Source organism: Actinomyces sp. ICM47, assembly GCF_905369875.1.
In the GTDB taxonomy this organism is placed as follows: domain Bacteria; phylum Actinomycetota; class Actinomycetes; order Actinomycetales; family Actinomycetaceae; genus Pauljensenia.
This window is the reverse complement of the sequence record NZ_CAJPJE010000005.1, coordinates 1-13,345: the sequence shown is the minus strand read 5'-3', so window position 1 is coordinate 13,345 and position 13,345 is coordinate 1. Positions and strand designations below refer to the sequence as shown.

Here is a 13,345-nt window from a genome sequence, read left to right as displayed (position 1 = left end):
CGGCAGGCGGCCTCCTCACGGCGGTGTCAGATCTTGGCGGCCTCGATCCACTCCAGCGGGATGCGTGTGAAATACAGGCCCTGCATCTCGCGCTCCCACAGAAGGCCCAGTGCTCCGTCGGGCAGGATCGTCATGCACTGGTAGACGTAGTGCGCCGGGTTAAAGGTGCGCGACGCGATCCAGGTGCGGCCCCCGTCTTCCGACAGGCGCAGGACACCACGGCCTCGATACGGCCGCATCTGTGAGGCGTTGGCGAAAACGACCCGCTCAGGGCAGTCCTCCGTCGGCCAGGGCACGGCGTTGGGCTGGCAGAAGATCTCCGTGATCTCGCGCGCAAAATACACGTCGCCCCAGGTCTCGCCTCCGTCCGTGCTGACGGTTGCGGCCACCTTTCCGCTCGGATGCTGGTTACGCATGAGCATGAGGAGCGAACCGTCGGCGCGCTCGATGAGCGTGGCCTCGTGCGTCGCCGCGGCCTCGGTGTCGAGCGTGCGCGAGTCAATCCGGCGGCCTTCGAAGATACGCCCGTCGTTGGGAGACTTGCCGCGCTTCCACGTGGCACCCCCATCGTCAGAGTAGACGACGGACGCGGAGAAGTGACGCTTGTGGTCGCCGTTGTAGTAGATCGGGATCACGAGGCGTCCGCTGCGCAGCTGCACGCCCGTGCCCGGGGAGGTCCCGCAGAAGGACATCCACTCTTCCTTCACGTCCTGGTTCAGGTTGAAAGGCCCCTCCCAGGTCTCGCCGTCGTCGTCGGAGTAGACCATCTGCAGGTAGCAGGTGCGCTTGGTCAGCAGCGTCTGGTTCGGGTCCTCGCCGTCGGCCAGGAAGACGTTGCCGCCGGGCTTTTCCTCCCCACCCTCGGTGACGGTGACGTCACCGCGCTCCGAGACCTTGAACGGTGTCTCGTGTCCGTGTGCGTCCGTGATGGCTCCGTCCTCCATCCACGTGTAGGTCGCGCCCTCGGCGTCGTGCAGGATGTAGCGGCCCTTCTCGTCAACGCCGAGGCCGGCCTCGGCGTTCGGCTGACCGATGCCTCCCGGGAAGTGGTCGATGAGGACGACGAGGCGTCCGTTTCGGCGATCTTGGACGACGCAGGAGTCGATGACGGACGCGCCTGTTGCCCCGTGACCGGGGTAGGTGATGACTGTCTGGAGATCGCCCCACGTGTGCCCGCCGTCGAAGGAGCGGCGGACCGTGAAGTTGATCGAGTTGGGAGAGTCGTTCGCGATGGTCTCTCGCTGATCGGCTCCCGCGACGACGACCCCCGAGGCCAGGGTGATCAGCGAGGGAATGCGGTAGCTGATCGAGTCGTGAAAACCGGCGTCGAAGAGACACTGGGTGTCGAGGGGTACGACCGACGATAGCTTCTTGATCTGCGCGTCATTGAGGATCGACGAGTAGACCGCAGCGTTGCGAACCTCGCCGAAGAGGCGCGACCCGGAGGTGTCCTGCCCGATCACGACCTCGTCGAGGCCGTCGACGCCCGCGAAGAACACCTGGCCCGGAAGGTGGGCTTCGAGGTAGCCGTCCACGTAGATCTGGACCGCGCCGTGACCGACGCGCACCACGACGTCGTGCCAGTGCCCCTGGTCCCAGTGCCCATGGGCCGTAAATGTGCGCCACTGGCCCCTGCGGCCCAGGACTCGGTATTCGATGCCTTCTTCCGTCACGGACAGGTTGAGCTGCTCGCGCCCGGACCCGCCCGCGGCGAGGATCGTGCCGTGCTGTCCGGGGCCTCGTACGCGGTAGCGGGCAAACACGGTGCCCGAGGTGAGTTCGGACAGCTCGGTGACGTCGTAGTCGGACAGGTGGGCTGCGGCGAATTCAATGAGGGGAGTCGGTGCGGGGGAGAGAGCAAGGATCTCTTCTGCGGAGAGGACAGCACCGTGCTCCGCGAAGGATCGGATTTCGATGCCAGCGCCCGGGGTGAGGGTGAGTGCAGCTTCGGGGCTGCTTCCGGCGGGAGAGAGGTCTGCGCAGGTTGAGAAGCACTGGTAGCCGTCAAGGAAGATCTTGGAACCGGCGGCCGTCGCCGTGATCGCGAGGCTGTGCCAGGTCCCGTCGGTCAGGTACGCGGTGTCCTCCATGTCGAGAGCGAGGGACATGGAGGAGGTCGATCCTTCGAGGAAGAGCGCACCCGCTCGGATGAAGAGATCCCAGCCGATGCCCTCGGGGCTACGCAGGCGCAGCAGTGAGCCGTCGATGAGTGCGCGGAACTGTAAGGCCCAGGAGATTCCCGGGTGACCTGCGTCGATGCTCATGTTTGACACCTTTCTGTCAGTTGTTAGTTTCGCTTCGCATCATCACGAATTGGAGCATGTGATTGGTCACAGTTAACAAGTTGTCAGACAGATTATCATTGCGACCTTTTGTTGGCAATATGCACGTTAAGGTGAAACTTGCTGTTGGTTCTAGGATGAGAGAGAGCTAACATTATCGCAAGTTGTCTGACAACTTGCTAGTTAGACATCTGGACTCAAGCCCCTCGTTATTCGACGATGAAATTTCAGGAAGGCACTCATCATGAGTACGTCCCCCGTACAGGCGCTTCCGACAAAGCCCTGGTACCGATACCTGACCAAAGAAGACCGCAAGGCGTTCTTCGCTGCCTGGATCGGCGTGCTGCTGGACGGCTACGACTTCGTCCTCATCTCCTTTGCCCTGCCCGCGATCAAGGCAGCATTCGACCTGTCGCTCGTCCAAAGCGCATCCCTGATTTCGGCCGCGTTTATTAGCCGATGGATCGGTGGCCTCGTCCTGGGAGCCATCGGCGACCGCTACGGGCGCAAGCCGGCCATGATCCTGTCGATCTTCATGTTCGCTTTCGGATCCATCGCTTGCGCGCTCTCGCCGAACTTCTGGGTCCTCTTCGTCCTGCGACTCATCATCGGCTTCGCGATGGCCGGCGAATACTCGGCCTCCGCAGCCTACGTCATCGAGTCGTGGCCCAAGCACATGCGCAACAAGGCCTCGGGCTTCCTGCTGTCGGGCTATGCCTTCGGCGTCATCGCCGCCGCCCAGGTCGACAAGTACTTCGTGACATGGGTCGATTCGATGCACCCCGGATGGGGCTGGCGCGCCCTGTTCCTCACCGGCATCATCCCGATCGTCGTCGCGATCTACATGCGAAAGACCCTGCCCGAAGCCGCCGACTGGAGCGAAGCCAAGGAGAACGGGCACGTCGAAAAGAACGACATGCTTCAGGTGCTCTTCGGCGGGGAACGCAAGATCCTCAACTACGTCGTTGTAGCCATCGCGTTCGTCGCCCTACTCCTGATCTTCACCCAGCAGGTCGGCGGCGTCGTGGCCGTGAGCGTGCTCGGTGCCCTGTGTGCGGTCATCTTCATCTACCTCATCATCCAGTTCGACTCCAAACGCTGGATCATCGGCATCGCGATCATGCTGACGATCTTCGCCTCCTTCATGTACACGTGGCCCATCCAGGGCCTGCTCCCCACCTACCTGCGCGGGGTGGGCATGGACCAGACGGTTGTTGCCAACGTGGTGTCTTTCGCTGGCCTCGGTAACGCTGCGGCTACATCATTGCTGGCTTCGCGGGTGATAAGTTCGGCATGCGCCGCTAGTACGCCATCTCCCTGCTGCTCTCGCAGATCATCGTCTTCCCCCTGTTCATGCAGAACGGCAAGTACGTGGCGCTCGTGGCGGGCATGCTCTTCTTCCAGCAGATGTTCGGCCAGGGCGTCTCGGGCCTGCTGCCCAAGTGGGTCTCGTCCTACTTCCCGGTTGACAAGCGCGCTGCGGGTCTCGGCTTCTGCTACAACGTGGGTGCCCTCGGTGGCGCGGTTGGCCCGGTTCTCGGTGCTGCTATCGCCGCGCAGTTCTCCCTCGGCTTCGCCCTGGCGATCCTGTCCTTCGGTTTTGCCGCGGTCGTCATGGTGTCGATCGGTGCGAACGTGCCGCGCCTGCTTCAAAAGAAGATTGGGCCGCAGTATGTTCGTCCTGAAGACGGTAACGATGAGATCATCAAGGAAGGCTGATCATCATGGCACGTCCATTCATCATTGGCGCCTACGCGTCGCACCCGGCACCTGAACTCGAGGCGGACTACTACCAGCTCCTCGCCGACCAGCCGTGGGTCTCCGGTGTCGAGATTCCCTACCCCGGGCAGCTCGCAACACAGCTCGACGTGCTGGCCAGCCACCTGTCGCCGCATTGGGATTTCAACACCATCACGGCGATCCCCGGCACGATGCAGAACGTCTGGAAGGATGAGACCTTCGGTCTGGCCTCGCCCGACGAGGCGGGACGCGAGGCGGCCCTCGCCTTTACCCGACGCCTCTGCGACGACCTCGACGACCTGTGCGACAAGGCGGGTCGCCTACTGGTCGGGCGGGTGCAGCTGCACTCGGCACCCACGCGTCTGGCGAACGCCGACGCATTCAAGCGTTCTCTCGAGGACGTCCTGGGTTGGGATTGGTGCGGCGCGACGCTCGTTGTTGAGCACTGCGACGCGTACATCCCCGAGCAGAACCCCGAGAAGGGCTTCCTGTCTCTCGCGGATGAGATCGACATCGTCGCCGAGCTTGGCATCGGCATTCACCTCAACTGGGGCCGCTCCGCCGTGGAGGGGCGCAGCGCGGAGACTGCCTTCGAGCATGTTCGCGAGGCCGGGGAACGCGGGGTGCTTGATGGCATCGTATTCTCGGGTGCCGGGCCGGAGGAAACTCAATACGGCTACTCCTGGATCGACGGGCACCTGCCCGCCCAGGCCGACGAGCCGACCTCTCTCATGGACGCCGAACAGATCGGACGCTGCGCGCAGGCAGCGATCGCGCGCGGTGTCGAGTACCTCGGTGCGAAGGTCTGCGTCCCCAAGGACGCCTCCCTCGAACAGCGCCTCGCGATGCTGACGGGGATCTACAGGGCCTGCCACCTCCAGGGGTGACGGTTAACCGGGCCATGGCCTCATCGTTTGTGAGTGTGACGAGGCCGTGGCCCGGTTCGGCCTTCATGGTGGCAGTGTGCTGACGGGTGCTGGTCTCGCGCAGTTGTCGCGGGCCGCCCGCAGGCGTCACATGTTCGAGGGATAGAAGCGGGTGCGGAATCCCTCGAAGAAGTTCATGTTTTTCACGGCGAGTTCCACGAGACGATCCGCGTCCAGATCCGGCGTTGTGAAAAGTTCCTGCACGTCGGGGTGGTCGCTTCGCGTGATGGTACCGAAGGAGCCGTCGGGCGAGCAGTAGAACAGGTCCTTGCTGAGCGTGTGAGCGGGCGTGGACCGGAGGCGCCGCATGAAGTCGATGCGGAGGTAGTCGAGGAGGCGGAGGTACTGCTCGGTGATGACGGTCGGGTCGGCGGGTGCGTAGAAGAGGACGGAACGATCAGGGATCGCGAACAAGAGTCCGTGGGGCGCATCGATGCGGAGCGTGGAGACCAGGGAAGCAATGTGCGCGGCCTTCGATGCGATGAAGAGTGATTCCCCAGCGATTCCCGTGAAGGGGCCGCAGGCGGTGTGCTCGTCGATGGCTTCGTTGTCGGTGTTGATCTGCCCCCAGTGGTAGAGCTCGTCGAGGCTCAGGGGGTACTTGTCGAGGTGCTCGTTGGTGACGGTTGTGACGGTGTTAGGAAAGTCGAGGCACAGGGCTAGGACGAGGCCACCGGGGAAGGGGCGCGCGTAGCTGAGGTGGGGGTCGGCGGCCAGGTCCGCCGGAATGATGCGGGTGCGTACGCGTTGGCGTAGCTCGTCGGGGTCGGTGATGGACTGTTCGGCGATGCGGCCGGACTCCATGATGAACGCCACCCATCGCTCGATTCTGACCTCGTGCTTGGAGGGATCCGTCTGGGCGAGTTCGTCGATGAGGTTCTCCACGTTGATGCGCCTCCACCCGTCGATTTCCAGGTGGGTGCTACCCGTGTGCTCGTCCGTGTGGGACGTCGCGGAAATCCCCGCGTCGTGTAGCCGTCGCAGGAGGAAAGGCAGGGCGCGTTCGGTGAGCTCGTGGCGGTCCATGGGTTGATTCTACGGGGATAGTCGGGGGAATTTAGAACGAGGCCTGGGTACTTTCGCGGTGCCGCGCGCGGAGTGCGGTCGCCTAGTGGGAGAAGAAACGTTGCTCGAAGGCGGGGGAGGGGGAGAGGTATGTGCGTGTGCTGACGTGGTAGTCGGCGGAGCTTCGCGGAAATGCCGCCGGGGTCGGCGGGCGCGTTAGCGCCGTCGGGCGACCGATGCCCGCCATACCGGGCGCGTGGGGATCGTGGCCACGGGGATCGTCTGGGACGAGGCCTGGGTGGCTTCCTCGGTGACGGCCAGGGAGGCGGGGAGGAGGGAAGCAGTGGGCGGGCGTCCTTCGATGACGTTGATGATGGAGGCGACGGCTGCTGACGTCATGTCTGTGAGGGGCCAGTCGACGGTGGTCAGCCCCAGGGCCTCGGCACTGCGGTGGTCCTGGTTGCCGAATCCGAGGATGGACAGGTCGGCGGGGACTGACAGGTCGAGGTCGGCGGCGGCCTGGAAGACGCCGGGTGCCTGCGAGTCGTCGGCAACGGCGATGAGAGAGATGTCGGGGTTCTCGGTCAGGAGGCGAAGGGTGGCCTGGTAGGCGGTGGCGGGTTCCCAGTCGGGCAGGGAATAGAAGGTGAAGTTGGTGCCGAAGGCGCGTGCGATGGGGTGTTGGCGAGCGTGGTTGGTGTTGGGGCCGGCGAGGAAGACGGCCCGGCCCGAGCCGATGCCGGTGTTCGGGTCGACGAGGGCGCAGGAGGAGATGATGTCGTGGACGCCTGCGCCTTCGTCGATGCGGATGAGGGAGGACTCGGAGCCGGTGGGGTCGGCCTCGATCATGGACATCGCGACGACGGGGATCCCGAGGTTCGTGAGGAGGCGTGAGGTGAAGGCCTCAGCTGACGTGGTCTCGCGGATGATGCCGGCCAGTTGAGTGTCGCCCAGGACCCCGCGGATGACTTCGGCGTCGGAGGCGCCGTCGCCAGCCTGGAAGAGGGGGAGGAGGAGGTAGCCACGGCGCTGGATGTCGATCATCGCGGTCGTGAGAACCGTGTGGACGACGGGCACGAAGGGGTCGTCGGGCAGTTCGGCCATGAGGAGCGCGATGAGGTGGGATTTGCCGCGGCGCAGCGAACGTGCGGCGGCATTGGGGATGTAGTTGAGGTCTTGGGCGGCCTGTTTGACGCGATCAATGGTCGCGGGAGCGATCTTGACATCACGGCCGCGACCGTTGAGGACGAGTGAAACAGTGGAGGGTGCGACGCCTGCTGCGCGGGCGACATCGGCCCGGGTTGCGCGCTCCATGACGGACTCCCAATCCTCGTATGTGTTCGAAGAAACACAATAACTATAACGTGTTAGTCTTATAGGTGACGATCGGAGTTTCGACGATGACATCCGAAAGGCACGCAGACGTGAAATCGATACTACCTTCCTATGCCCCCGGTGCGGGAGCGCTCCTGCCGCCGCGCGCGCATCTGGCCGATGATCCCGGCGTTCTGAGCCTCGACGGTACCTGGTCCTTCGTCTACCACCGCACCGACCCGACTCCCTGGGCGAATGTTGAAGAACCCGGGGATGAGCCAGCCGTCGGCGACGACGCGGACACGATCGACGTGCCTAGTCACTGGGTGCTGCGAGGCAACGGGCGTTACGGCCGCCCCGCCTACACGAACGTTGACTTCCCCTTCCCGGTCGACCCGCCCTACCCGCCCGAGGTGAACCCCGTCGGCGACTACCACCGCACCTTCGAGCTGCCCGACGGGTGGGAGGACGACCTGGTCGCCCTGCGCTTCGACGGCGTCGAAAGCCAGGCGAGCGTGTGGGTCAACGGCGCGTGGGTGGGCATGGTCCGCGGTTCGCGCCTCGCCCACGAGTTTGACATCACCGACCGCGTGCACCCCGGAGAGAATACGATCACCGTGCGCGTCCACCAGTTCAGCCCCGGGAGCTACCTGGAAGATCAGGACCAGTGGTGGCTACCCGGCATCTTCCGATCCGTCAGTCTGCGCCGCCTCGCCCCAGGCAGCATCGAAGACCTCTGGATCGACACCGACTACGAGGCCGGGGTCGGGTATGCGACCGTCGAGGCCCGGGTGCTCGGCGCCCGCGAGGCCTCCCTGGTCGGTCGCCTCGCAATCGACGGCCTCGGCACCTGCCTGCTCGCCCTCGAGAAAGGCGACGACGGGCGCTACCGCTCCGACCGCCTCCAGGTGGGAGACGTGCGCCCGTGGAACCCGGAGGACCCCGCCCTCTACGAGGCGCGCGTGAGCATCAATGGGGGAGACGGCCTCGTCGATGGGGAGAGACGCCTGCGCATCGGATTTAGGCGCGTCTCCATCGAGGACGGCGTCCTGGCGGCCAACGGGAAGCCCCTGCGCCTCAACGGCGTCAACCGCCACGAGGTGCGCGCCGACGAGGGCCGCGTCTTTGACGAGGAGTGGGCGCGCGCCGACCTGGCGCTCATGAAGTCCATGGGCATTAACGCGATCCGCACCTCCCACTACCCGCCGCACCCGCGTCTGCTGGTCCTGGCCGATGAGATCGGGCTGTGGGTCATGCTCGAAGGAGACATCGAGACGCACGGCTTCGAGGGGTCGGGGGAGTGGATCGACAACCCCTCCGACGACCCGCGCTGGGCCGACGCCTACCTGGACCGCACGATGCGCGCGTTCGAGCGCGACAAGAACCACCCCTCGATCATGAGCTGGAGCCTGGGCAACGAGTCGGGTACCGGGGCGAACCTGGCCGCTTGCGCGCGCTGGATCCACGAGCGCACGGGTGGGCGAGCCCTTGTCCACTACGAGGGCGACCATGCCCTGGAATACACGGATATTTACTCGCGCATGTACCCGACGCTCGAGGAGGTCGCCGCCGTCCTTGACGATAGCGATCTCCACGCAGAGGTCGCCGTGCCCACGCACGTGGCAGCGCAGGTCGACGACGCGGCGCGCGAACGCATCCGCCGCGCCCCCTACCTCATGTGCGAATACCTGCACGCCATGGGAACCGGCCCCGCGGGCGCGCTCGGCTACGCCGCGCAGATGAGCCATCCCCGCCACGCCGGCGGATTCGTCTGGGAATGGCGCGACCATGCCCTGTGGCGCACCCTGCCGGACGGACGCCGCGCCCTGTCCTACGGCGGTGACTTCGGAGAGGAGGTCCACGACGGCAACTTCGTGTGCGACGGACTCGTCGACGCCCTGTCTCGCCCCTACGCGGGCACCTGGGCGTGGGTGGCGGCGATGGCCCCCGACGCTCCCGCGCTTGCCCACGCGATTGCGGAAGCCGACTCCGGCTCGGTGGGGGAGCGGGATCGCCTGCGCGCGCTCGCGGACGCTTTACTCTTCCCCTGCGTTGACGAGGTCAACTCACCCTATGCTCTCGACGAAAGCGGGCGCGTGGCGCGGATCGGCGACATGCCCGTGCGTATTGACCTCAGCGTGTTCCGCGCGCCCACAGACAATGACCGAGGCCGCGGTCCCATCGACTACTGGGGTGTCGACGCCACGGACCTGGGACCCCTGGGCGTCGGGCGCGGTGAAGCTGGAACCTCGCACGCCATGCGCTGGGAGCGCGCGCGCCTGCACCTGCTGCGCCGGCGCCTCGTCTCTATCGAAGAGGACGGGGTCGTTCGCCGCGTCGTCGAACGCTGGGCACCACCGGCAGCCCAGTTCGGTGTCACTCTCACCTGGGAATACGCGCCCGTGCGCCTCGGTGGGGAGGGACCGAACGCGCTGTCCGTCTCCCTGCGCGTCGTGCCCTACGGCACTTGGCTGCCCCGCGTCCCGCGTCTCGGCCTGCGCCTCGAGCTGCCGGGATCCACGTGGCACGCCACCTGGCTGGGGGACACCATGATCGGATACGCCGACATGAGCGTGCCGGGCGCTCGCGGTTGCGGCAGCGGCGATGCTTGCGACCTGTGGGATGTGTGCGTGCGTCCCCAGGAAGGCGGGCATCGCCAGGGCCTTGAGGCCCTCTCCCTTCGTGGCGAGGCCGGGGAGTTCCTCATCCTCCCCGCCTCGCCCCTGGGATGGAGCGTCAGCCGGTGGAGCGAGCGCGAACTGGCCCAGGCCTCGCACTGGGAGGACCTGCCCGACTCGGAGCGCCTGTTTCTGTGGCTCGACGTCTTCCAGGACGGCATCGGGACCCGCTCGTGCGGCCCCGATGCGCGGCCCGAAGTTGCCGGGCGCATGCGCGACGTTGACGTCCGTGTGGTGATTGCCCAGGTTAGGGGTGATTAAGCCTGTGCCGCGTATGTTGCGTCTTGATAACGATACGACAGCGTTCTGACAAATGATGCGTAGCACACACGAAGTCGCTATGATTCATACATCAACTAACACGAGATAGTTAGTGACTCGATCCCATCGATCGACCAACAAAAACGGACCAATGGAGGTTTCGCATGTTGAAGAAGAAGATGGCCGCCGGCATCGTTGCCCTTGCCATGTTTAGCACCCTCGGCCTTGCCGCCTGCGACAGTGGCGGCTCCGGTGGCGGTGGATCCGCCTCCGGTTCCATCCCAGCACCCGACGTCGCCTGTGACGTTCCCGCTGGGAACATCGACGGCTCAGCAATCGACACCTCGAAGGTGGAAGGCGAGATCACCTTCCAGACCCAGGGCCTACAGAATGATTTCGGCGACTTCTTCAAGGCCAAGATCAAGGAATTCGAGGACGCCAACCCCGGCGTCACAATCAACTGGACCGACCAGGGCGGCGGTGCCGAGTTCGACCAGACCATCACGGCCCAGGCCTCGAACTGCAAGATGGCGGACGTCGTCAACGTTCCCTCCTCCACGATCCTCGCGCTGTCCAAATCCAACCTCCTCATGGACTACGACGTGAAGGCCCCCGGCATCGGCGACAAGTTCGTGCCATCCATTTGGGATTCCACCGCCCTGGGTGCGGGTGGCCACAACACGGCGCTGCCCTGGTACTTCGGCCCCTACATCACCACCTACAACAAGGAAGTCTTCAAGCGCGCTGGTCTCGACGAGAACAAGCCGCCCGCAACGATGGACGAACTCTTCGACGCCGCAGCCAAGGTAGGGGCCGACGGGCAGGGTGACTACGGCATCTACGGCTCACCCGAGTGGTACATGGTCGCTCAGCTGCACGGCATGGGCGTCACCCTCCTCAACGAGGATAAGACCGCCTTCAACTTCGCCGACAATGAGGCTGCGATCAACTACGTCACCAAGCTTTCCGACCTCTACGCTGCCGGTGCCATTCCGAAGGACTCCCTGACCGGTGAACCCGACCCGGGTAAGGCCTACACCGACGGTAACCTTGCCTTCGGTACCCCCAACGCCTCGTTCCTGAAGTCGGTCAAGAGCAACAACGCGACCGTCTACGAGAACACCGGCGTTGGTCCCTTCCCGACCAACCCCGGCATCAAGCCCGTCTTCGAGGGACAGTACATCGGAGTCTCGGTCACAACCAAGAACGCTCCGCTGGCCATGAAGTTTGCCGAGTGGATCACCAACGCCGAGAACGAGTACGCCTGGACGCACGACGGCGGCGCGATCATCTTCCCCGCGGCCACCGATGCTCTGGACAAGCTCGTCGCCAACCCGCCGGAGATCGCTGACGACCCGGTCTTCAAGGCCGCCTACGAGGAAGCCGCGAAGGCCGCCAAGGACGCCGAGGCCTACACCGACGTCTTCTACGCGACTGGCGCCGTGAAGGATGCCCTCATCGAGAACGTCAACAAGGCTATCCGCGGCGAGGTTGATCCCAAGACCGCCCTCAAGACCGCGCAGGATCAGATGAACGAGAAGCTCAAGGCTCTCGACGACTGATTGAACGCGGGGGGTCGAGGCCAGGCCTCGACCCCCGACGCACCCCTCACCTCGCGCAACGCCGCAGGCTCACGGTCGCGCGCCCCTCATGAAGGACACTGGTATGCCGATACGTACGAGCGCGCAGTCGCGCTCCCTCAATGGCGCCGCCCGATTCCGCCCCGGCTGGGTTCCCTGGCTGTGGGTCACCCTGCCGGTCCTCGCCATCATCTCGTTCTACATCTATCCCTTTATAACGACCGTCTACGTGTCGTTCACGAAGACAAAACCGATGGGGCGAATCGGCCGCTTCGTTGGAATCGACAACTACGCGGCCGTCCTGGGGGACGCAGAGTTCTGGGAAGCCCTGAGGAACTCCCTCATCTACGCGGTGTGCGTCGTGCCGCTCATGGTGCTCCTGCCCCTGCTGCTGGCCCTCCTCGTCAAGTCGCACGTGCCCGGCATCGGCTTCTTCCGGGCCCTCTACTACCTGCCGGCCATCTCCTCCCTGGTCGTCATCTCGCTCGCGTGGCGCTACCTGCTGGACCAGCGCGGACCCATCAACAACATGCTGGCATCTTGGGGACTCGACCCGATTCCATTCCTGTCGAATCAGTGGCTGATTCTCTTCTGCGCCATGCTCATCACTCTGTGGCAGGGCCTGCCCTACTACATGATCCTGTACTTGTCGGCCCTCGCCAACGTTGATAAGTCACTGTACGAGGCCGCTGAACTCGACGGCGCCGGGCCGATCCGTCGTTTCCTGACCGTCACCGTTCCGGGCGTCAAGGTCATGATGTTCCTCGTCGCCACGCTGACGACGATCGGCTGCCTGAAGATCTTTACCGAGGTCTACCTGCTGGGTGGCTCCGCCTCGCCCACGAAGACCCTCACGATGTATATCCGAGACCGAATCGTCGACCCGACCTTCGGGTCGCTGGGACAGGGCGATGCCGCGTCGGTGTGCCTATTCCTCATCACCTTCGGCTTCATCATCGCTTCGCAGAGCCTGCAGAGGAAGGCTGAAGACTCATGAGCACCGCAACTTCGAGCACCGCGACCTTCGGTGAGCGCTTCGCCGAGTGGCGCAAGGAACGCCGACTCGAGCGCCAGGGGCGCAACGTTGCCTCGCGTCAGATGCGCGGTGGCGCCCTCGTCGCCCGCTACGCCCTCCTCGTCGTCGTCGCCCTCATCCTGGTCGGCCCCCTCGTGCTGCCCCTTATGGCGGCCTTCAAGGCACCCGGCGAATCCGTCTTCGGTCAGGGCGCGACCATGCTGCCGCAGCAGTGGTCGCTGGACTCCTTCTACGTCCTCTTCGAGCGGACCAACATCCTGCTATCCATCAAGAACTCCGCGATTCTTGCGGCCCTGACTGTCTCCTCGAACGTCATCCTGTCGTGCATTGGCGGCTACATGCTGTCGAGGCGTGGGTGGACCGGGCGCACCATCATGTACTTCGTGGTCCTGTCCGCCATGATCTTCCCCTTCGAGTCGATCATGCTTTCGCTGTTCAAGATGATGGTGCAGCTGGACCTGTACAACACGCTCCCCGGCGTGTGGATGGTGGCCATGATCGGCCCGTTCCAGATCCTCATGAT

The 13,345-nt window shown here is 64.6% G+C and carries 7 protein-coding genes and 2 pseudogenes; 6 read left to right on the top strand and 3 right to left on the bottom strand.

The features are described 5' to 3' along the window. Positions 1-26 precede the first annotated feature (26 nt). Positions 27-2,264, bottom strand: coding sequence for a sialidase family protein (locus QZ149_RS01825; RefSeq protein WP_291449249.1), 2,238 nt, complete (start codon positions 2,262-2,264; stop codon positions 27-29). 262 nt (positions 2,265-2,526) lie between these two features. On the opposite strand from QZ149_RS01825, the pseudogene QZ149_RS01820 reads away from it, so the two are divergent. After that, a pseudogene (locus QZ149_RS01820) lies at positions 2,527-4,001 on the top strand (MFS transporter). Positions 4,002-4,006: 5 nt separating this feature from the next. Then, positions 4,007-4,909 carry a DUF4862 family protein gene (locus QZ149_RS01815; protein ID WP_291449244.1) on the top strand — a complete coding sequence of 301 codons (903 nt, stop codon included), beginning with the start codon at positions 4,007-4,009 and terminating at the stop codon, positions 4,907-4,909. 126 nt (positions 4,910-5,035) lie between these two features. On the opposite strand, the gene QZ149_RS01810 is transcribed toward QZ149_RS01815, so the two are convergent. Next, positions 5,036-5,974, bottom strand: coding sequence for a hypothetical protein (locus QZ149_RS01810; RefSeq protein ID WP_291449242.1), 939 nt, complete (start codon positions 5,972-5,974; stop codon positions 5,036-5,038). Positions 5,975-6,169: 195 nt separating this feature from the next. Then, the gene (locus QZ149_RS01805; protein WP_291449240.1) at positions 6,170-7,267 is read right to left on the bottom strand and encodes a LacI family DNA-binding transcriptional regulator; all 1,098 of its coding nucleotides are present in this window, start codon (positions 7,265-7,267) and stop codon (positions 6,170-6,172) included. Positions 7,268-7,377: 110 nt separating this feature from the next. Here QZ149_RS01805 and QZ149_RS01800 point away from each other — a divergent pair, with 110 nt between their 5' ends. From QZ149_RS01800 to QZ149_RS01785, 4 genes and pseudogenes are all read left to right on the top strand, one after another. Next, the gene (locus QZ149_RS01800; protein ID WP_291449238.1) at positions 7,378-10,206 is read left to right on the top strand and encodes a glycoside hydrolase family 2 TIM barrel-domain containing protein; all 2,829 of its coding nucleotides are present in this window, start codon (positions 7,378-7,380) and stop codon (positions 10,204-10,206) included. 164 nt (positions 10,207-10,370) lie between these two features. Then, positions 10,371-11,768 carry an extracellular solute-binding protein gene (locus QZ149_RS01795; protein ID WP_291449236.1) on the top strand — a complete coding sequence of 466 codons (1,398 nt, stop codon included), beginning with the start codon at positions 10,371-10,373 and terminating at the stop codon, positions 11,766-11,768. A 103-nt stretch (positions 11,769-11,871) separates the two neighbouring features. After that, positions 11,872-12,783: a sugar ABC transporter permease gene (locus QZ149_RS01790; protein WP_291449234.1), complete on the top strand. Its 912-nt coding sequence runs from the start codon at positions 11,872-11,874 to the stop codon at positions 12,781-12,783. Continuing rightward, positions 12,780-13,345: pseudogene (locus QZ149_RS01785) on the top strand (carbohydrate ABC transporter permease); the annotation flags it as partial. The gene QZ149_RS01790 and the pseudogene QZ149_RS01785, both read left to right, overlap by 4 nt.